General features: G+C 73.8%; 15 protein-coding genes and 1 pseudogene. 9 read left to right on the forward strand and 7 right to left on the reverse strand.

All coding sequences use genetic code 11. The features are described 5' to 3' along the window. Positions 1–33: 33 nt before the first annotated feature. Positions 34–1,425, forward strand: a complete 1,392-nt coding sequence (locus tag ACIBAF_RS32120) for a diacylglycerol/lipid kinase family protein (RefSeq protein ID WP_399467690.1) — start codon at positions 34–36, stop codon at positions 1,423–1,425. Then, positions 1,418–1,990: a phosphatase PAP2 family protein gene (locus ACIBAF_RS32125; RefSeq protein ID WP_399467691.1), complete on the forward strand. Its 573-nt coding sequence runs from the start codon at positions 1,418–1,420 to the stop codon at positions 1,988–1,990. Before ACIBAF_RS32120 ends, ACIBAF_RS32125 begins: the two co-directional genes overlap by 8 nt. Before the next feature lie 9 nt (positions 1,991–1,999). Here ACIBAF_RS32125 and ACIBAF_RS32130 read toward each other — a convergent pair whose 3' ends face one another. Then, positions 2,000–2,635, reverse strand: a complete 636-nt coding sequence (locus tag ACIBAF_RS32130; RefSeq protein ID WP_399467692.1) for a class I SAM-dependent methyltransferase — start codon at positions 2,633–2,635, stop codon at positions 2,000–2,002. 84 nt (positions 2,636–2,719) lie between these two features. Next, positions 2,720–5,446, reverse strand: a complete 2,727-nt coding sequence (locus ACIBAF_RS32135) for a protein kinase (RefSeq protein WP_399467693.1) — start codon at positions 5,444–5,446, stop codon at positions 2,720–2,722. 242 nt (positions 5,447–5,688) lie between these two features. Between ACIBAF_RS32135 and ACIBAF_RS32140 the strand changes: the two genes are divergently transcribed. Next, positions 5,689–5,862 (forward strand): hypothetical protein, encoded by a 174-nt coding sequence (locus ACIBAF_RS32140; RefSeq protein WP_319339921.1) that lies wholly within the window; start codon positions 5,689–5,691, stop codon positions 5,860–5,862. 13 nt (positions 5,863–5,875) lie between these two features. Here ACIBAF_RS32140 and ACIBAF_RS32145 read toward each other — a convergent pair whose 3' ends face one another. The 3 genes from ACIBAF_RS32145 to ACIBAF_RS32155 form a co-directional block, all read right to left on the reverse strand. Continuing rightward, the gene (locus tag ACIBAF_RS32145) at positions 5,876–7,069 is read right to left on the reverse strand and encodes a cytochrome P450 (protein WP_399467694.1); all 1,194 of its coding nucleotides are present in this window, start codon (positions 7,067–7,069) and stop codon (positions 5,876–5,878) included. 103 nt (positions 7,070–7,172) lie between these two features. Beyond that, positions 7,173–9,308, reverse strand: coding sequence for an NlpC/P60 family protein (locus ACIBAF_RS32150; protein WP_399467695.1), 2,136 nt, complete (start codon positions 9,306–9,308; stop codon positions 7,173–7,175). 267 nt (positions 9,309–9,575) lie between these two features. Continuing rightward, positions 9,576–9,923, reverse strand: coding sequence for a helix-turn-helix transcriptional regulator (locus ACIBAF_RS32155; protein ID WP_399467696.1), 348 nt, complete (start codon positions 9,921–9,923; stop codon positions 9,576–9,578). Positions 9,924–10,050: 127 nt separating this feature from the next. Here ACIBAF_RS32155 and ACIBAF_RS32160 point away from each other — a divergent pair, with 127 nt between their 5' ends. From ACIBAF_RS32160 to ACIBAF_RS32170, 3 genes are all read left to right on the forward strand, one after another. Further along, entirely contained in the window at positions 10,051–10,809 is a 759-nt protein-coding gene (locus ACIBAF_RS32160) for an anti-sigma factor antagonist (RefSeq protein ID WP_399467697.1), read from the forward strand. An 87-nt stretch (positions 10,810–10,896) separates the two neighbouring features. After that, positions 10,897–11,505, forward strand: coding sequence for a flavin reductase family protein (locus tag ACIBAF_RS32165; RefSeq protein WP_399467698.1), 609 nt, complete (start codon positions 10,897–10,899; stop codon positions 11,503–11,505). A 54-nt stretch (positions 11,506–11,559) separates the two neighbouring features. Beyond that, the gene (locus ACIBAF_RS32170; RefSeq protein WP_399467699.1) at positions 11,560–11,925 is read left to right on the forward strand and encodes a hypothetical protein; all 366 of its coding nucleotides are present in this window, start codon (positions 11,560–11,562) and stop codon (positions 11,923–11,925) included. Positions 11,926–11,937: 12 nt separating this feature from the next. On the opposite strand, the gene ACIBAF_RS32175 is transcribed toward ACIBAF_RS32170, so the two are convergent. Both ACIBAF_RS32175 and ACIBAF_RS32180 read right to left on the reverse strand, forming a co-directional pair. Next, complete coding sequence (locus ACIBAF_RS32175; protein WP_399467700.1) at positions 11,938–12,918, reverse strand: helix-turn-helix domain-containing protein; 981 nt, start codon at positions 12,916–12,918, stop codon at positions 11,938–11,940. A 302-nt stretch (positions 12,919–13,220) separates the two neighbouring features. After that, positions 13,221–15,476 (reverse strand): ATP-binding protein, encoded by a 2,256-nt coding sequence (locus tag ACIBAF_RS32180; RefSeq protein ID WP_399467701.1) that lies wholly within the window; start codon positions 15,474–15,476, stop codon positions 13,221–13,223. Between the two features lie 268 nt (positions 15,477–15,744). Here ACIBAF_RS32180 and ACIBAF_RS32185 point away from each other — a divergent pair. The 3 genes and pseudogenes from ACIBAF_RS32185 to ACIBAF_RS32195 form a co-directional block, all read left to right on the forward strand. Then, positions 15,745–16,242 (forward strand): annotated as a pseudogene (locus ACIBAF_RS32185) (hypothetical protein); the annotation flags it as partial. A 75-nt stretch (positions 16,243–16,317) separates the two neighbouring features. Then, complete coding sequence (locus ACIBAF_RS32190; protein ID WP_399467753.1) at positions 16,318–17,679, forward strand: hypothetical protein; 1,362 nt, start codon at positions 16,318–16,320, stop codon at positions 17,677–17,679. A gap of 8 nt (positions 17,680–17,687) precedes the next feature. Further along, entirely contained in the window at positions 17,688–19,073 is a 1,386-nt protein-coding gene (locus ACIBAF_RS32195) for a VWA domain-containing protein (RefSeq protein ID WP_399467702.1), read from the forward strand. The last annotated feature ends 27 nt before the right edge of the window (positions 19,074–19,100 follow it).

Genomic DNA, 19,100 nt, shown 5'->3' on the forward strand with positions numbered 1-19,100 from the left:
CAACAGGGAGCCTCGGAGCATGGCGGGCGCACGGTGAACGAGACACGTAGGACGAAATGGGCGCTGCCGCACCTCGGGCGGGCGCAGCTGGATGCCGTCGCCCGCGCGCGGGGCTGGGCCCGGCTCGCCCTGGTGTTGGTCGCCGCCTGTGTCGCGGTGGTGATGGCGGGCGCGGGATCCGGTGGCTGGCTGATCCTGCTCGCCGGATTCGCCCTCCTCGCGCTGGCCGGCGCGGGTGTGTGGTGGATGCTGGCGCACCGGGGCGGACCCCGGGTGCTCGGCGGCCTGTTGGCCGTCACGGCCCCGGTGGGCGTCATGGTGCTGTACGCCATGTCGGGCCTGTGGCCGGTGGCGGTGGGCGCGCTCGGCCTGTGGGCGGGGGCCCTGGCCTCGGCCCGGGCTTCGCTGCGCAGTGTGCGCCGCCCCAAGGGCACGCACGGCCGCAGGACGCCGCCGCCGCGCCGACCGGTCCTGATCATGAACGTGCGCTCGGGCGGCGGGAAGGTCGAGAAGCACGGCCTGGTCGAGCACGCGGAGGCGCTCGGCGCCAAGGTCGTCCTGCTCGGCGCCGACGACACCTACACCGACCCGGCGGTGGAGGCCCGCCGGGCCGTCGCCGAGGGCGCGGACCTGCTCGGCGTCGCGGGCGGCGACGGCACCCAGGCGCTGGTCGCGGCCGTCGCCGCCGAGCACGACGTGCCGTTCCTGGTCATCGCGGCCGGCACCCGCAACCACTTCGCCATGGACCTCGGACTCGACCGCACCGACCCCGTGCGCAGCCTCGACGCCCTCACCAACGGCGTCGAACTGCGGGTCGATCTCGGCGACGTCAGCGGGCGGCCCTTCGTGAACACCGTCTCCTTCGGGGCGTACGCGGAGATAGTGCAGAGCCCCGATTACCGTGACGCCAAGGCGTCCACCGCCCTCGACCAGCTGCCCGACCTGTTGCAGGGCGGCTCCGGCCCGACCCTGGACATCCGCACGGACGACACCCATGTCCACGCGCCGCAGGCCCTGCTGGTCAGCAACAACGCCTATGCGCGCGCCGACCCGCTCGGCGGCGGCCGCCGTCCCCGGTTGGACGCCGGACTGCTCGGCGTGATCGGCATCCGGGTGGAGGGTGCGGCCCAGGCCGCCGAGCTGGCCCTGCTCGGCGAGCGTGCGGGCAGCATCATCTCGGTGACCTCCCGGCGTGTCGTCGTCGAGGCCGACCGGGAGCGCATCGCGGTGGCCGTCGACGGCGAGGCACTCGAACTGCCCACCCCCGTCGTGTGCACGGTCCGGCCGGCCGCGCTGAGGATCCGGGTGCCCCGGCACCGCCCGGGCGCCGCCTACGCGCCCCCCACGGTCGACTGGCGGCGCGTCGTCCGCCTCGCGCTCGGCCATCCCGACCCCCACACGATCAAGGAGGCCTACGATGTCTGACCGCCGACCGAAGCTTTCCACCCCGCGCCTGGTCAGTGACCTGGCCACCATGGACCAGGCCCTGTACGAGACGGTCACGGTGACCAGGACACCCACTCTGGACACCGCGCTGCGCCGGCTGTCGGCCGCCGCCGACCACTCCAAGCTCTCCTTCACGGTCGCCGCGGCGCTCGCCCTGCGCGGCGGCCGCCCGCGCCGCGCAGCCGCCCTCGGCGTCGCGGCCATCGGCGTCGCCTCGGCCACCGCCAACCTGCTCGGCAAGCAGCTCGTACGCCGTCCGCGACCGTACCGGGCCGAGGACTCGCCGTTCCCGGGCCGGCATGTGCCGATGCCGCAGTCGGCGTCGTTCCCGTCCGGGCACACCGCCTCGGCCGTCGCCTTCGCCGCCGCGGTCGGCCCGACCCTGCCGGTCTCCGCGGTCCCGCTGGGCCTGCTGGCCTGTGCGGTGGGCTACTCGCGGGTCCACACCGGCGTGCACTACCCGGGCGACGTGGTGGCCGGTGCGCTGCTCGGCACGGGCGCGGCGGCGGTGGTCCTGGCGCTCGCCGCCCGCGACGAACGCTGAGAGGTCGTCCTACTCCCTGCCGCAGCAGAGGAAGAGGTGGGGTTCGGGCGAGGCCTCGGGATGGTCGGGGGTGAACAGCACGCTCTCCTCGGCCAGCACGGTCAGTCCGGCCCCGGTGACCACGGCGACGAGATCCTCACCGGCGAAACTGGTCACCCGCACGGGCTGCCCCATGAACACGGCGTCGACCCCCTGCACGTCCACCGGCACGGTGGCGAGCACGAGACTGCCCCCGGGCCGCAGCGCCCGCGCCAGCCGGCCGACCAGGTCGCTCTGCTGCGCACGATCCATCTGGAGCAGGGAGAAGTACACGCATGCCGCGTCCAACGAGCCTGCGTCCAACGGGAGTTCACGCGCATCGGCGCGGCGGAACGTCGCCTGCGGCACCTGGCGCGCGGCGAGGTCGACCATCACGGGGGAGACGTCGACGCCCAGCACCTCGTGCCCCGCCCGTGCGAGGGTCTCGGCCGTGGGCCGACCCGTGCCGCTGCCGACGTCCAGCACCCGACTGCCCGGCGCGAGCCGCCCGAGCAGCCACTCCAGGGACCGGCGGTGCGCCTCCGAGTGCGCGAACGCCCTCTCGTACGCGGCTCCCAGCGCGTCGAACACCCGCGCCGCCCGCCGCTTGTCGTCCTCGTCCGCCAAGACGTCCTCCCCTTCGCGACGTGCGGGTCCCGCGCATCCTCGCACTCCTGACGGCACCTCACAACGGTGCGCCGACACGGCCGTTCACCCCGCCCCGCCCGCGTCGAGCAGCGCCAGCAGGGTGCGGGCGTCGCGCACCGTGGGATGCCCCTCGCCCAGGTGGACGGCCGCCTCCGCCACCGCCCGCCCCGCGTGAGCGACCCCGCCCGGCTCCGCGCAGCCCAACAAGGCGTACGACACCGAGAGCCGCAGCGTGAGCGGATGCCGGCCGCCCAGCCGCTCACGGGCCTCGGCGTGGAACTCCCCGCACTCCCGGCGAGCCTGCTCCGTGGACCTCGACCCGCCCTCCTGCTCCCAGGCCAGGACCCGTGCCTCGATCTCGCGGGCCGCCTCCTGCGACCCCGCCGCCCGGTCCTCGACCTCGTCGACCGCGGCCGCGATCGCCGCCGCCGGCTCGGCGTCACCGGCGGCGCCGGCGGCTGCGACGGTGGTTCGCTCCGCCTCGCTCCGCGTGTAGGCCAGCGTCTCGTGTCGCAGGGTGACCGGCAGCGTGGCGTGCTCGCGGATCAGGGCGCGGGCCTCCGCGGAGAGCGGCGGCGCGTCGAGGGGGCCCGACTCGGCCGCCTCCGGGAGCAGTTGTGCGGCGACCTCGGCGGGCGACGGCCGCCGGGCGGGGTCCGGGTGCAGACAGTCCCGGACGACACGGTCGAGGCCGGCGGGCAGGCCCGACAGGTCGGGCGTGTTCGTGCTGATGCTCTCCACGACGGTCGGTGCGTCGCTGCCCCAGGGCAGCCGACCGAGTGCGAGCCGCGCCAGCAGCGTGCCGAGGGAGAAGACGTCGCTGGCCGGGGTGAAGCGGGCGTCGCCGCGCAGCTGCTCGGGGGAGGCGTACGCGTAGGTGCCCGCGAACCCCTCGCGGGGCTCGGTCAGCCGCTCGATCTGGGCGATGCCGAAGTCGATGACGCGCGGCCCGTCCTCGGTCATCAGCACGTTGGCCGGCTTCAGGTCGAGGTGGACGATCCCCGCCTCGTGGATCGCGGTGAGCGCGGTCGCGATGCCCGCGCCCACGCGCCGCACGGTCGGCTCGTCCAGCGCGCCGAACCGCTGGACGAACTCCTGCAGGGAAGGCGCGGAGACGTACGGCACCGCCATCCACGGGGTGACGCCGGCGGTGTCGGCGGCGATCACGGGGACGGTGAACCGTTCCTCACGCACCCGGCGCGCGGCCTGCACCTCGTGGGCGAAGCCCTCCCGGATGTCGGCGTCCGCCGCGTACTCGGCGTGCAGCGTCTTCACGGCGACGAGGATCCCGTCGGCGTCCCGGCACAGGTAGACCCGCCCGAACCCGCCCTTGCCGATGCGTTGCAGCACCTCGTAGGAGCCGAAGGCCGGCGGGTCGTCGGCCACCCGGGACGCCCGGGCCCGGGGAGTGCCGCGCCAGCCGCCGAGAGCCACGGCCCCCTCGTCGAACACGGTGACCGCGGGCGGTGCGGCCGGGGCGGGCGGCCGGTCCTGCGGCTCCTCCTCCACGGCCACCTGCAACGTCACCGCCACGGGACCGTCCGAACCGAACGAGAACGCCTGCGCCTCGACCTGTTCGCCGTCGCGTGCCCGGACGCACACCGCGGGCAGTCCCAGCCGCCCGCAGAGGTCGGCGTCCTCGGCCGTCGGCTCCGGTGCGGGGCGGGCGAAGTACAGCGCGAGGACGTCGTGGCCCTGGTCCGCCAGCTGCTTCAGCAGCAGCTGCCACCGTTCGACGGGCACCGCCTGCGGGCCGCGCCCGCCGGTCTGTTCCGCGAGGCCGGTGACCACCGTGGCGACCCCGGTCCCGCTCCTGCCCGTCAGCAGGCCGAACGCCGTGACCGGCGCCGACACCACGTCCTGGGCCAGCGCCCGGCTCGCCTCCTCGCCGATCCGCAGCACGGTCTCCGCGGCCCGCGCGGCCAGCCCGTCGCGCTGGGCGCTCAGGGTGTCGTACTCCGGGGAACCCGGGCCCTGCCCCCGCAACTCAAGGCAGTCCAGGACCTGTTGGAAGACGCGGCTGGCCGTCGCGAACTCCTCGGCGGCGACCGCCGCCTTCGCCTGGGCGACGCGCGCGTCGAGGGCCTGTTCGCTGCCCGCCCCGTACAACTGCTCGCTGGCGTCGGCGAGTTGCCCGTACATGCGCAGGGCGCGCCGCAGATCGCCGCCCTCCTCGATGGCGCGGGCCGCCTCCCAGAGGTCGCGTACGCCGTCGTGGCCGCCCTCCTGGCCGAGCGGCAGGCTTCCGGCGAGTCGCGCGTAGTAGCTCCTGGCGATGCCGGTGATCCGGTGGGCCGGGCCCAGTCTCTGCTCGGCGCCGCGCAGCATCTCGGTGAACGTGCGGAGCGCGGCGGCGGTGTCGCCGGACTCCAACTGCCAGTGCCCGACGTTGCACTGCAGGTCCAGCGCGGCCTCGGTACGGCCTTCCGTCTCCGCCGTGCGCCGCATCGCCTCGTACCGGCGCACGGCCTCCTCGGGACGGCCGGCCCGGCCGTGCCAGTGGGCCAGCTGGTGACGGGCCAGATGGGTGTGCGGATGGCCGGCGCCCTGATGGGTCTCCTGGTCCGCGGACAGCCGTGCGAACAGCTCGACCGCGGCCACCGGATTCCCCGACTCCCCGGTCCAGTGGGCGCGTTGGTGGCGCATGATCAGCGTCTCGGGGTCGTGCGGTCCCAGCCTGCGGGCGGCCCGGTCGACCAGTGTGCTGTACTGCCGCTCCGCCTCCCTGTACCGCCCGGCCCTGCCGCTCTGCTCGGCGACGGCCGCCGCGGAGTGCAGCTCCTCCACCACGCGCTCGCGACCGTCCCCCTCGGACGCGCTCTGTCCTCGCCTGGCTCCCCACCGCATCCGGTGCCTCCGTCCGTCGTTCCGCACTGATCAGTTCACGCCAGGGGTGTGGAGGCGGTTCCCGGAACCGGCCGGAATCCTATTTTCGGCTACCGTAAGTAACATGATCCAATCCTCTTGACGTGGGCCCTACTGGTGAGTAGCTACGGCCCCGGCAACCGTCGTTTCCGTTCGGAGGACCCCCCATGCCCTCTCCCGAGGATGCCCTGCAAGAGGCCCGCACCGCCTACGAGGAGCACGTCCGCACCTGCCGTCAGTGTCACTTCGACATGTCGCCGTGCGCCGTCTCCAAGCACCTGCTGCGCATCTACAACAACGCCAGAAGAGCCCAGGCGCGCCCGAACTCCACGGCGCGCTGAAGGAGCGGTCGGCTCACCCCCGCCGTGGGGGCGCCGTCACCGTCAGGTTCCTGATCTCGTAGCCGCCGATCTCGTCCTTGAACGAGACCCGCGGTGAGCTGGTCATCCGCAGACCTTCGAGCGCGAAGAGCCTGCTGAGCAGGACGTCCGCCTCCAGTACGGCGACCCCGGCGCCCGGACAGCGGTGGGCGCCGTCCCCGAAGGCCAGCCCGGCCGCCCCCGGGCCCAGCTCCAGCACCCGGCCCGGGCGCAGCAGGCACGGGGCGCGGCCCACGACGTCCGGATCGGCGTTGGCCTCGTCGACGAAGACGGTGATCAGCTCCCCGGGGCCGACCGACGCCCCGCCGACCCGCATCGACGCGGTGGTCCGGCGGGACAGACGGCCCACGACGGGCTCCAGCCGCAGGATCTCCCGAAGCAGTTCCAGCCGCTGCGGCTCCTCGGCCGCACGGTAGCGCTCCAGCAGGCGCGGATCGTCGAACAGGTGCCAGGCGGCGACGCAGATGAACTCGCGGGTGGTGACCATGCCCGCCGCGGCGTAGGTCAGGCACTCGCCGAGGATCTCCGCGCCCGAGCACCCCTCGGCGAGCAGATGCGAGATCAGGTCGTCCCGCTCCCCCTCCCGGCCCCGGTGCGCGCGGATCGCCGGGCGGACGTCGGCGAGGTGGATGCGCAGCCAGTTGGCGTTCTGGCGCAGCAGCCAGCGGAGGCCGTGCAGGCTGGTCAGCCCGGGCCGGCCGAACTCCTCGGGGAAGAAGCGCTCCAGCCTGGACTTCAGGCCCGGCCGGCTGCGCGTGAGCCCGAGGATGTCGCTCACCACCTCGATCGCCATGGTGAAGCTCAGGTCGGACAACTGTGCCGTGCCGACGGCCCGCAGCACCGCCAGCTGCTCCTCGGCGACCCGGGTCATCAGCTCGCGGTAGTGCGCGTCCACGTGCCGCGGCGTGAAGAAACGGGCGGTCTGCCGCCGCTGTTCGCGGTGTCCGGGGCCGTCCTGGTAGAGCACCGGCCGCCGGATCCGGGACGGCATTTTCTCCACCGTCTCGATCCCGAGGCCGGCCTGCACCGTCTCCGTGGCGCGCAGAACCTCACGGGCGGCGGCGTATCCCCGGACCTCCCAGCTTCCGTCCGCGCCGCGACGCACCGGACAGCCCGGCCGGCCGCCCCCTCGGTCGACCTTTCGCACACTGTCCCGCGCGTCCCCCATCGGACCGCCCTCCCGGTACGCCGCCCCGAAGGCCAGTGTCACCGGGACGAGCGCCCCCGCGATGCCTCTTTACCGGCCACACCCCGGCATGGAGGCGGCCCGCTCAAGCGGGTCGAACGGCGCCGCGCAGCGCACCCTCTCCGAACGGGAGGATCGCCTCCTCGCGGATGTACGCACCCGGACCCGGGGCGTGGACCATCGTGGCGCCGTCCGTGCACAGGCCGACGTGGCTGAGGTCGTCGTGGAAGAACACCAGGTCGCCGGGGCGGAGCTCGTCGAGGCCGACCCGGGTGAAGGCCTTCGCCTGGTCGATGGCGGACCGCGGCAGGCTCACCCCGGCGGCCAGCCAGGCGGCCTGGGTGAGGCTGGAGCAGTCGTACGACTCCGGTCCGGTGGCGCCGGGGAGGCAGGGCCGCCCGATCTGCGCACGCGCGAAGGCGAGCGCCTTGTCCGCCTTGCCCAGATAGGCCGTGCCGGCCGTGCTGAAGGTGGTGCCGACGGGAGCCGCGGTGGGAGCGGGCATCGGGGCCGGGGCGGGTGCGGGAGCCACGAGGACCGGTCCCGCGGGGGCGCCCATCGCCGCCCCCATGACGTCCGTCACGGGGAGGGTCATGCTCGGCATCGGGGCGGCGACGCCGACTCCGGGAGCCGGGTAACCGGACACGGAGGCGGCGCCCACGAGCTCGGGTTCCCAGTAGCCCGCCGCAGCCGCGGTCAGGGCCGCCTCGGGCACGGGGATGCCGGCAGGCGGCGTCGCGAAGCCGACCTGGCTCATCGGGACGCTCGCCGGGGGTGCGGCGAAGAAGGCGTCCTGCGTGGGGAAGCCGAACGAGCCGGTTGCCGGTCCGGCCTGGGGCGTCGGGACGCCGGCGGTCGGCGTGATGGCGTCGGCCGCGGGATACGGGAAGCTGAACGGCGGCTGCGCCGCATCGAGTTCGGAGGCCGGGAAGCCGACTCCGGCCTGTGCGGCGGCGGCGGCCGGGATGCCGGTGGCCGGGGTGGTGGGGCCGGCGTCGGGCATCGGGAAGGCGAACGAGCCGGTTCCGGGTCCGGCTTGGGGCATCGCGTTGCCGGGCATGGGGAAGCCGGCCCCGGCCTGTGCGGCGGCGGCCGGGATGCCGGTGGCCGGGGTGGTGGGGCCGGCGTCGGGCATCGGGAAGGCGAACGAGCCGGTTCCGGGTCCGGCTTGGGGCATCGATTCGCCGGGCATGGGGAAGCTGAACGAGTCCGTCGCGGGGAGAGCTTGGGACATCGGAGCGCCGAAGTCCGGTGTGGCGGCGGCAGCTTCCGGCATGGGGAAGCTGAACCCGGCTGCCGGTCCGGCCTGGGGCATCGGGGTGCCGGCCGCAGGCGTGGTCGCGGCGGCGTCCGGCATGGGGAAGGCGAACGGGCCGGTGTCGGAGCCGTTCTGCGGGCTCGGGGCGCCCGACGCCCGGCCGGCGTCGACGGCGTCGAAGTCGGGAAGGATGAACGTGCCCGTCGTGGGATCGACTTCCGGCATCGGGAAGCTGAACGCGGGCTTCGCGACACCGAATTCGGACGTCGGGAAGGCGGTCGAGGGCTCGGCGCCGCCGAGTGCGGAGCCCGCCCCCGGCGTCATTATCTTGAACTCGGGCAGCTGATCGCCTCCGCCGCGCTCCGCGGTCGCGGCCTCCGTGCGGAACGCCTGCTGCTGCAGGGAGTCCCCCGGCTGAGGCGCCGGGGCGGCAGGCGATCTCATCGGCTGAGGCATCGGCTGTGTCAGCGACGGCGCGGGCGACGGCTGGGGCGCGGACGCCAGGGCCTTGGGCTCCGCCCGGCGCGGCTCGGGCGCCTGCTCGGCCGCCGGGGGCAGCGCGGCGACGGCTCGCGCGGTCAGCTCCGGTACCCGGCGCTCGGGCGCCTCCAGTTCGAGCCGCGCACGCGAGGCAGTGCTTTCGAAAGCCCTCTCCAGTTCCTTCGGCACCCGGGGAGCGGCCGAGGCGACGGGACGGGCCGGCATCCGGTCGGTGGGCAGGACTGCCGGCACCGTGGGGCCGATGCTGTTGCGCGCCCCGTCGAACCACTTGCGGGTCACCGCATCCAACGACGGGTCGGCCCCTCCGCGCCCCCGGGTCAGGGAGATGCCGGACCGGCGGCCGCCGCCCGACTGGGCACGTGTCACGTTGTGTTTCCCGGTGTCGTTCTCGGCCCGGTCGTACAACGCGTTGACCGCCTGCCGGATCTCCGCCCGGCTCGGCTCGTCGGCCTCCGTCGCCATGGAAGACGTACTCCTTCCGTGCTCCGCGGGCGGAACCGGCCCGCGGATCCGGGCGCTCCCCGAGTCGGGGGCGCCCCAAGCTTTGTGCCCTGTCGGGCTGTTGGGCCGCTGACCCGGCGGGTCGTGCCAGAGTCGTTCATGCGGTCTGGGCGTCAACTTAGCCAACTTGTGTGACTGGTGTGAAGATTGAAACGCTAAATGTCCGATACGTATTCGTGACCTTCGTCTCTCTCTGCCGACGGACCGCCGAAGGGCCGTGCGAGACGGTCAGGAACGGGGGTCGTGTGCCTCGGTCTCGGCGTGTCCGGCGCGCCCCGCCTCGTCCTGGATCAGCAGCGAGAGCAGGGCCGCCACGCTCAGACCCGCCTCGGCGGGATGGCGCAGTACCTTGCCGGGCTCGATCCGGTAGGCGTTGCCGCGCCCTTCCCTCGTATGGGACAGATAGCCGTCCTGCTCCAGGTCGGCGATGATCTTCTGCACGGCCCGCTCCGTCAGCCGGCAGTGCGCGGCGATGTCCCGGATGCGGGCGCTGTGGTTGTCCGCGATGACGGCCAGCACGCGGGCGTGGTTCGTCAGGAACGTCCATCCGTTGTGCGACTCGGGCACTCCCTCCATGGGCCAATCCTACGGCCGATCGTTCACGTATACAAAGGCCGGAACTTTATTTCATGTATCTGTTGACGTATGACGGGCAAGGGGGTGAGGCTTGACGTGACATGTGGAGTGACCGGGGGAGGCGGTCATGCAGGAATCTGCCGATGACGCGAACATCAGAGGCGGGGACGCCCGTATCGGGGCGAGGGCGAGGGCGAGCGGTACGGGACCCGCGCGGCCAGCTCCCGGGCCCGAGATCGGTGTCCGTCCCGACGGCGACCGTGTCGTCGTGGCGGTGCGAGGCGAACTCGACTTCGAGTCGGCCGAACAGCTGGAGCACGCCCTGCGCGCCGCTCTCGGCTCCACGGTCGGCGGTGTCGACCTGGAACTCGGCGGTGTCGCGTTCTGCGACTGCTCCGCCCTGAACGTCCTGCTCGGCCTGCGCGACCAGGGCCTGAAGCAGGGCAAGACGGTCGCCCTGCGCACGGTCGGCCCGGCGGTCGAACGGCTGCTGACCCTGACCGGCACCCGGACACTGTTCGACACCCCCTGCTCCGACGACGGCGACGGCTCCGCAACCGCCGCGGACGACAGCGCCCTGCAGGACCTGCGCATCGAGGTCGTGCAGCTGCGGCGCGCCATGCAGACCCGCCCGGTGATCGACCTGGCCCGCGGCATCCTCATGGCCTCCTTCGGCCTGAGCGTCGAGGAGGCCTGGCGGGTCCTGGTCCTGGCCTCCCAGAACACCAACACCAAGCTCCACCACCTCGCCCGCGACCTGGTCTCCGCCGTACGGGGAGACCCGCCGGCCGACGTCGTGCAGGAGCAGGTGGCCGCGGCGGTGGCCAAGGTCAGGTCGGAGGCCGCGCCCCTGCTGGGCGACGGAGGCGATCGCCTGGGCGACTGAATCCCCGCGGCGTCGTGCGGCGGATCAAGGGCGTGGACGGAGTCCCGGTTCCGTTTCCGGGGGCTCGGTCGGGTAGAACTGGCCGACATGCGCGTTGACTACGATCCCGGGGCCCTCGGCGCCGGAGCCTTCTACCGGCTGCTCACCGCCCTCGTCGTACCCCGGCCGATCGCCTGGGTGTCGACCCTGGCCGCGGACGGCACGACCGCCAACCTCGCCCCGCACTCCTTCTTCACCGTCGCCTGCACCGACCCGCCGATCGTCCAGTTCACCTCCGTCGGCCGCAAGGACTCGCTGCGCAATGTCGAGGCCACCGGAGAGTTCGTCGTCAACTTCGCGTCCGAGCCGCTCTTCGAGCAGATCAACGCGAGCGCCGTCGACTTCCCCGCGCACGAGGGCGAGTTCGACGCGGTGGGCATCGAGCGGGAACCCTCGCTGCGGGTGGCGCCGCCGCGCGTGGCCGCCTCGCCCGTGGCGCTCGAGTGCCGACTGCACTCGACCCTCGGCATCGGCAACTCCACCCTGGTCCTCGGCGAGGTCCTGCACGCCGCCGTACGGGAGGACGTCATCGTCGACGGCCGCCCCGACATCCGGCGTCTGCGCCCGCTGGCCCGCCTGGGCGGCGACGAGTGGGGCACGGTCGGCGAGATCCACGACCTGGCCCGCATCGCCTACCGCGACTGGCCGCCGTCCTGACCGCGTCGAACGTATCCTCGGCCCATGACGACTCGCCGCAGGACGGTTCGCCCCATGACGACGCGTGACGGCAGCGGCGCCTCCTGGCGTTCGCTGTGGTCGAAGAACTCGGCGCTGTCGATCGGCTCCGTCGACTCGTTCCTCTCCGTCGGATCCGTGGGCAGCTCCCTGTCCGTCGCCTCGGTCGGCAGCTTCCTGTCCGTGGGGTCCGTCGGCTCGGCCGCCTCCTTCGCCTCCGTGGGCTCCTGGCTCAGCGTCGGCTCGGCGCTGTCCGCACGGTCCACCGGCTCGGTCCTGGCCCGTGGCTCCCGGGGCGGGGCCGCCGCGGTGGCGACCGTCGCCGGGCTGGCGGTGCTGTACACCCTGACGTCCCGGGGGCGGGCTCCGGCGGGCCTGTCCCGTCGCCGGGGGGACCGCTGACCGTCGGCCCGCTCAGCCCGTCGGGAGCAGGTCGTTCGGTGTGCCGCGCCACTCGCGCGGGGAGAGCCCGTAGGCGGCGCGGAAGGCCCGGCTGAAGTGGGCGGGGCTGGCGAAGCCCCAGCGCTGGGCCACTGCCGAGACGGTGGGAGCCGAGGCGTCGGGTCGGGCCAGTTCCCGCGCGCACCGCTCCAGGCGACGCTGCTGGATGAGGCGGGCGACGGTGACGCCCTCGCCTTCGAAGAGCCGGTGCAGATAGCGCACGGAGATGTGGTGCGCTGCCGCGACGGACTGCGGGGAGAGGTCCGGGTCGCCGAGATGGCGGTCGATGTGGTCGCGGACGCGCAGCACCAGGTGTGCGGCGGAGTGCGCCTGGGGCGCCGTGACCCGCCGGGTCCGCGCCTCGACCAACGTGGCGAACAGGTCCACGAAACCCGTGGCCAGCCTGGCGGCGACGGCCGGCGCGTACGGCGGGAGCGACGCGGTGAGGGCGGTCACGAAGGTCACCAGCAGGGCTCCGACGCTGTCCGTCCCGGCGATCGCGGTCCCGGTCACCCGGCGCAACTCCTCCTCCGGCAGGCCCACCGCCCGGCGGGGCATGTGCACGACATGGGTGGAGAAACGGCGCGGATAGTCCAGGGAGTGCGGCCGTGCCGTGTCGTAGACGACGAGGTCGCCCTCGCCCACGAAGGCGCGGCGGCCGTCCTGGACCAGCGTCGTCGTGCCCGCCGTCTGGACGGCGACCGCCACCTCGTCCCCCGCAGGGGCCGCTGCCGCCCCGGCGAGGTGGGCGGGCGTGCGGCTCATGCGCTGTGCGTCGGCGTGGATCGTGGAGATGCGCAGGTGCCCCAGCCGCCCGGTGACGATCCGGCCCTCGAACGGGCCGTCGCCGTGCACCGTGACGGACATCGGCCGCAGCGCGTTGCCCAACGCGTCCTGCCAGAAGGCGCGTTGCTCCCCGTCGGGCGCCGAAGCAGTCGACAGCACCAGGGCCACCTGGTTCTCCTCTCCACCTGTGCGAAACCGGCGGAGAGGGATCGGACGGCGGCCCGTTCTCCCCGCCGCCATCAGCCAAGCAGCGGCCCACGGCGGGCTCCAGGCAGGAAGCAGGCAGAAACACGGACGGCGTCGGCGCGGCCGTCCGCTGTGCGCTGAGGGAACAGCGCGGTGCACTGTCGGACAAGACGCGGAAGAGCCCCCGCGACCAGAATGGGGGCGCGGCGAGGGACCTCGCCCGTCGGTGGCGCGAGCCCGCCCCCGTCCCCGTGGTGCGGCGACCCGGGAACGGGCGGGCGGGGTCAGGGCGTGTCGAGACGGGCGAGGAGGTCACGGGCCTGCGCGACCGGTCGCGGGTCGGCGTGGAGACCGAGGCCGACACAGCGCGCGAAGGCCGCGCGTGCCTGCGCCGGACGTCCGGCGGACAGCAACGCTTTTCCGAGGTGGACGAGCTGGCGGCTCTCCAGGGCGGTGTTGCCGCCGGCCCGGCAGATCGCGACGGCGGTGTCCAGGTGGTCCACCGCCTCCGCCCAGCGCTTCAGCGTGCCGAAGTTTCTGCCCAGGCCCGCGTGCAACCCGATCCGGGTGACGTCGGCGATGTGCGGTTCCAGCCGGTCGCTGACCTCTTCCAGGAAGGCGAGCGTCTCCCGGTAGAACGCGAGCGCCTCCTCGGGGCGGCCCAGTTCCTCCAGGACGCCGGCATGACCGGACCGGGCCTGGAGACCGCCGTGCAGGTCCCCGACGCTTTCGAACAGACGGGCGGCGTGGCGAAAGTGGTCGGCGGCGGGCCCGAGGTCGCCGAGTTGCTCCAGCGCCCAGCCTTGGTACACATGGGCCCAGGCCTGCTGACCGGCATCGTCGGCCCGTTCGGCGACGGCGAGGGCCTCGGCGGAGCGCAGCACGCTGTCCTGGCGGCGGCGTTCGCATACCAGGAGCGCCCAGGCGTGGTAGTTCAGCTGGGTCGCCTCCACGACCGGATCGCCCAGTGCCTGCGCGCAGCGGGCGGCCATGCCGAAGACCTCCGGCCAGTGCCCCCAGAAGATCCACTGGTCGGAGAACCAGTGCAGGGCCTCGGCGACCTCCACCACCGTGGCGTGCTCACCGGCGGCCTCGGCCGCGTGCAGAGCGGCCAGCCAGTTGGCGCCCTCCGCCTGCAGCCAGGCGCGGGCCCGGCCCGCGGTTGACAGGTCCACCGTTGCCTGCCAGGTGGGCGGTGGAGCCCCGTGGTCCGGCTCGAACCAACGGCCCGCGACGACCGCCGTCTCCAGTGCCCAGTGGAAGAACGCGGCACGGGCCCGGTCCACGTCCCGCGGGTCCTCCTCGGCCGCCAGCCGGGTACGGGCGTACAGCCGCAGCAGGTCGTGCAGCCGGTAGCGCTCCCCGTCCGTCCCCAGCAGCCCGGTCTCGACCAGCTCCTCCAGGGTGTCCTCGGCGTCGAACAGCGGCTGTCCGGTGAGCCGGGCGGCGCCGGGAGCCGCCGTGTCCAGGCCGGGGACCAGGGCGAGCCGCCGGAACAGGCGAGCCGCCGAGGGCGTCAGCTGACGGTAGGACAGGTCGAAGGCGGCGGCCACGCGTACGTCCCCGGCGGCCAGCGCCTCCAGGCGGCGTTCCTCGACGGCGAGGCGGTCCGCGAGCCGGCGCACGGTCCAACCGGTCCGGGTGGCAAGCCAGTTACCGGCCACCCGCAGGGCCAGCGGCAGATGACCGCAGCGCTCGGCGACATCGGCGAGGGCGCCCGGATCGGCGGCGGCACGCTCGGAGCCCACGAGAGAGGTCAGGAACTCGGCGGCCTCCGCGGGGCTCAGTTCCCCGAGCGCCATCCGGTGCACGTTGTCCAGCCCGCTCAGCGAGCGACGGCTCGTCACCACCACCATGCCCGCGCCCGCGGCCGGCAGCAGCGGGCGCACCTGGCCCTCGTCACTGGCGTTGTCGAGGACCAGCAGACTCCGTCGTTCCGCGAACAGCCGCCGGTACAGCGCGGGATGACCGCCCGGCCCGGCCTGGGCGAGATCCCGGTCGGACACCTGAAGGGCCTTCAGCACGCTGAGCACGAGTTCGGCCGGAGGGGGCGGATCATCCTCCGTGCCGCGCAGGTCCAGCACCAACTGCCCGTCGGGAAACCGGTCGGCGAGGCCGCGGGCCGCGTGCAACGCCAGCGTCGTCTTGCCCGTGCCGGGCGGCCCGGACACCGCCACCACCAGCGGCTGGACGGCGTCCTCCCGCTCGGCGAGCGCCGTCAACCGGGTCAACTCCTGTTCCCGGCCGACGAAGTCGTCGATCCCGCGCGGGAACGCTCGCACCCCCACCGGGCTGTAGCCCCCGGTGCGCCCCGTCCGCGCCGCTGTGAGCAGCCGCTCCCGCAGCGTCTCGGCCAGGCCCAGACCGTCCGCGAGCGCGGCGACCGTCCGCCGCTGCGGAGCCGCCCGCCGCCCCCGCTCCAGATCCCCGATGCCCCGCACACTCACGCCCGACACCTCGGCCAGACCCTCGATGGTCAGCGACGCGGACAACCGCAACTCCCGCAGCAGCGTCCCGAACGACGCCTGCTCCCCGCTCAATCCCGCCCCTTCACGTCGGCATGCTCCCGCTGTCGCCCCCGAGCATGATCATCGGAATTCTAGAAGAGCCGGACGCCGCGGGCCCGCGCCGACCGGGATGCGGACCGTGTCGTCGGCGCTCGCCCGGACGGCGACATGAAGGGCGTCGGACGGCGTTGTCAGTGGTCGCCGGTAAGTTCGTTGGTGTCGCGCCGATCGGGTGCGACAACCCCCCTGTGCTGCGTCGATTTCGGCGTGCGGAGCCTTGTGCTGCAAAGGAGACGGTGCGTTGTCGGACTGGGAGAACGCGAGTACGGCCCGGGTGGTGCCGCCCGCGCGACCGCGAAAGCTGTCCAAGGTCCCCTTCGTCGAACTGGCCGACGGACGCCTGCAGGGCGTGGTCTCCAGCGGCTCGGACATCGAGCGGGTGTACGTCTCGTCGGTCGCCGCCGGCACGTACGCCTTCGCCTGCAGCACCAACAACAACCGGCCCTGCGGCGGCGCGCGCGGTTCGTTCTGCAACCACATCCGCGCCCTGATCACCGAGGCCGTCCTGCAGTACGGCGCCGACCGCGTCGGCCGCTACCTGCGCGTCGAGCCCGCGGGCGCCGAGGCGGACGCCGCCGCCCTCACCGCCGCGATGACCGGCGCCCACCCGCCGCAGGCGGACGGCAAGGCGGCCGCCGCACCCGTCTTCAGTCGGTTCCTGCGCCACCTCGCCTACCTCGAACTGGCCCCGGTCACCGCCCCGTTGCCAGAGCTGCACTGGTTCCCGCCGACGCGGGCGGCGACCTCGTCGGGGGCGCCCCCGAGTGAGGCCGGTGCGAGCGCCCAGGAGCACGTCGGCCGGCTCACCGACCCCGTGGAGGGGCTGGACGAGACGCTGACGGCGGTCGACGCCTTCGACCGGACCCTCGTCGCCGGCCTGCTGCGCCTGCGGCCCGACCGGGTGGGCGACCTCACCGGACTCGCCCGCGCCGTCGCCGGCACCCCACTGGCCGCGCGAGTCGCCGAGGCCGCCGAGAAGGCCGCGGCCGGAGCCGCCGGCGAGGACGACTTCGTGGCGCTCGCCGCCGCCCGTACCGCCCTCTTCGGCGCCGTGCACGACGCGCTCACGGCAGGCGTCGACGAGGTGACGGGCCGCACGCGCACGGAGCGCGCACCGGCGGCCCCTGCCGAGCGCCCGACGGTGAACCTGCAGGCAGCCGCCCGCACCTGGCTGTCGGACCTCGCGCGCACCGGCTGGCAGGGCATCGACCACGACCTGGTCGGCGGAGCCGCGCCGATCGTCTCCGCGCTGCTGCCGCACCCCGAGCTGCGCCGCCTGGCCACCCTGCTCGACGGCTTCGCCGCCGAACTCGCCGCCTCCTGCCCCGGCGCCGTCCTGGAACGGATCCCGGCCCGCCGTTGGTGCGACCTGTGGGCCCGCGCCCTGCTGCTGACCCGGCCCGGCGCGGCCGAGCCGACCGGCGTCGGCACCGCCACCGGCCGTCTGCTGCCGCTCGGCGTCGACCTGCACGAACACGCCACCGCCGCGCAGGCCCAGGTCCACGCGGTGTTCGAACCCGCCGACGGCACCGCACCCCGCCTGGTCCGCGCCGGCGTCTCGGTGCCGAAACCGGACACGGTCGTCGAGGCCGGCGTCTGGCAGCTGCTGCGGCCCCATCTGTCACTGCTCGCGGCCGTCGGCGAAGGCCGGGCGATGGAGCTCGACGCCATGCCCCTCACCGACGAGGGCGACCTGATCTGGGACGACGCCCGAGCGCGCGGGGGAGACCCCGCCGACGCCCTGACCACCGCACGCGTCCTCCTGCCGACCGCCACCGCCCTGCCCACCGCGCCCCTGGACCGCCACCCCGTGCGCATCGCCGAGCCGGTGTTCCTGGAGGGCTACGCCAGCGAGCAGGAGGGCGACACCCTCACCTTCACCGTCGCCGGACACGCCCTCCCCGTCGACACCGACCGCATCCCGACCGCGAGCCCGCTCACCCCCGAGGCGGTCGCCGCCTCCGGCGCGTGCATCGGCCTGCTCCGCTGGGACGGCGGCGGGTTCCGCCTCCAGCCGCTCGCCGTCGAGACCACCGTGCGCAAGAAGGCCGTCGCCCTGCACGCGGGCGCGTGGGCCGGCGGCACCACCGACAAGGCCGGCGTCCGCGCCGAGAAGGCCGCCACGGACGCCGTCACCGTCCTGCGGGAGCGGGCGGGGAGGCTGCTGCGGAAATGAGCGACCACATGCGACAGACAGACCACTCCGGGCCGGTCCCCGACGACAACCGCCGACAGGTCCTCTACTGGCGGCTGCTGGCCCGCCTCTTCGACCCCGAGGAGCAGGCCGGCCTGGAATCGGCGAGTCTCGCCGTCGTCCAGGACATCGGCCTGCCGCCCGCACTGCTGGACCCGCAGACCTCCGTCGACTCCATCGTGCAGCGCCACCCCGAACTGGCGGCGGAGTTCGACCGGTTGATGGTTCCCGAGACCGAGACCGAGACCGAGACCGAGGTCGCGGCCGACGAGGACGCGCGTGATCGTGCGGCCGAGGTGCGGCGCGCCGCCCTCGTGTCCAAGGTGCTGCTGAACGTCTTCGCCACCGGCTCCGGTCCCGTCAGCGCCGGGCAGCTGTCCCGCTGGCAGAGCGACGCCGGCTGGCTGGAGCGCGCACTCGGCTGCCCGCCCGGCGGGCTGCGCGGCGGCCGAGGCGCCACGCCCGACGGCGGCGACCTCGTCCCCGGGATCGGTCCCGAACTCGGCGCCATCGAAGCGGACCTCGTCCAGCGTATGCACCTGCGCGAAGTGCTCGCCGACCCCGAGCTCGCCGCGCGGCTCACGCCGAGCATGTCGCTCATCGAGCAGCTGCTGCGCGACAAGGACAACCTCTCCGGCGTCGCCCTGGCCAACGCCAAGGCCCTGATCCGCCGGTTCGTCGACGAGGTCGCCGAAGTGCTGCGCACCCAGGTGGAGAAGTCCACGGTCGGCGCGGTCGACCGCTCGGTCCCGCCCAAGCGCGTGTTCCGCAACCTCGACCTCGACCGGACCATCTGGAAGAACCTCACCAACTACAGCCCCGAAGAGGAACGCCTCTACGTCGACCGCCTCTACTACCGCCACACCGCCCGCAAGACGACTCCGCAGCGGCTCATCGTGGTCGTGGACCAGTCGGGCTCGATGGTCGACTCCATGGTCAACTGCACCATCCTGGCGTCGATCTTCGCCGGACTGCCCAAGGTCGACGTGCACCTGATCGCATACGACACCCGGGCGCTCGACCTCACCCCCTGGGTGAACGAGCCGTTCGAGGTGCTGCTGCGCACCAAGCTGGGCGGCGGCAACGACGGTCCGGTCGCCATGGCCATGGCCCGGCCGAAGATCGCCGAGCCCAAGAACACGGTGATGGTGTGGATCTCGGACTTCTACGAGTTCAACCGCTCCCAGCCGTTGTTCGAAGGCATCGAGGAAGTCCACCGCTCCGGCGTGAAGTTCATCCCGGTCGGCTCGGTGACCAGCTCCGGCCGCCAGGAGGTCAACCCCTGGTTCCGGGAGCGGTTCAAGGCCCTCGGCACCCCGGTGATCTCCGGCCACATCAACAAGCTCGTCCACGAACTCAAGACGTTCCTCGCCTAGGACTTCCCCCCTTCTGCTTTCACGAGA

The organism is Streptomyces sp. NPDC051677, assembly GCF_044453465.1.
In the GTDB taxonomy this organism is placed as follows: Bacteria; Actinomycetota; Actinomycetes; order Streptomycetales; family Streptomycetaceae; genus Streptomyces.

Excerpts from the sequence above, each read along its gene's own strand:
- ACIBAF_RS32155 (WP_399467696.1), bottom strand. The coding sequence starts at position 9,923 with ATGGAGGGAGTGCCCGAGTCGCACAACGGATGGACGTTCCTGACGAAC.
- ACIBAF_RS32195 (WP_399467702.1), top strand. The coding sequence starts at position 17,688 with ATGCGACAGACAGACCACTCCGGGCCGGTCCCCGACGACAACCGCCGA.
- ACIBAF_RS32165 (WP_399467698.1), top strand. The coding sequence starts at position 10,897 with ATGCGCGTTGACTACGATCCCGGGGCCCTCGGCGCCGGAGCCTTCTAC.
- ACIBAF_RS32170 (WP_399467699.1), top strand. The coding sequence starts at position 11,560 with ATGACGACGCGTGACGGCAGCGGCGCCTCCTGGCGTTCGCTGTGGTCG.
- ACIBAF_RS32145 (WP_399467694.1), bottom strand. The coding sequence starts at position 7,069 with ATGGGGGACGCGCGGGACAGTGTGCGAAAGGTCGACCGAGGGGGCGGC.
- ACIBAF_RS32160 (WP_399467697.1), top strand. The coding sequence starts at position 10,051 with ATGCAGGAATCTGCCGATGACGCGAACATCAGAGGCGGGGACGCCCGT.
- ACIBAF_RS32125 (WP_399467691.1), top strand. The coding sequence starts at position 1,418 with ATGTCTGACCGCCGACCGAAGCTTTCCACCCCGCGCCTGGTCAGTGAC.
- ACIBAF_RS32140 (WP_319339921.1), top strand. The coding sequence starts at position 5,689 with ATGCCCTCTCCCGAGGATGCCCTGCAAGAGGCCCGCACCGCCTACGAG.
- ACIBAF_RS32150 (WP_399467695.1), bottom strand. The coding sequence starts at position 9,308 with ATGGCGACGGAGGCCGACGAGCCGAGCCGGGCGGAGATCCGGCAGGCG.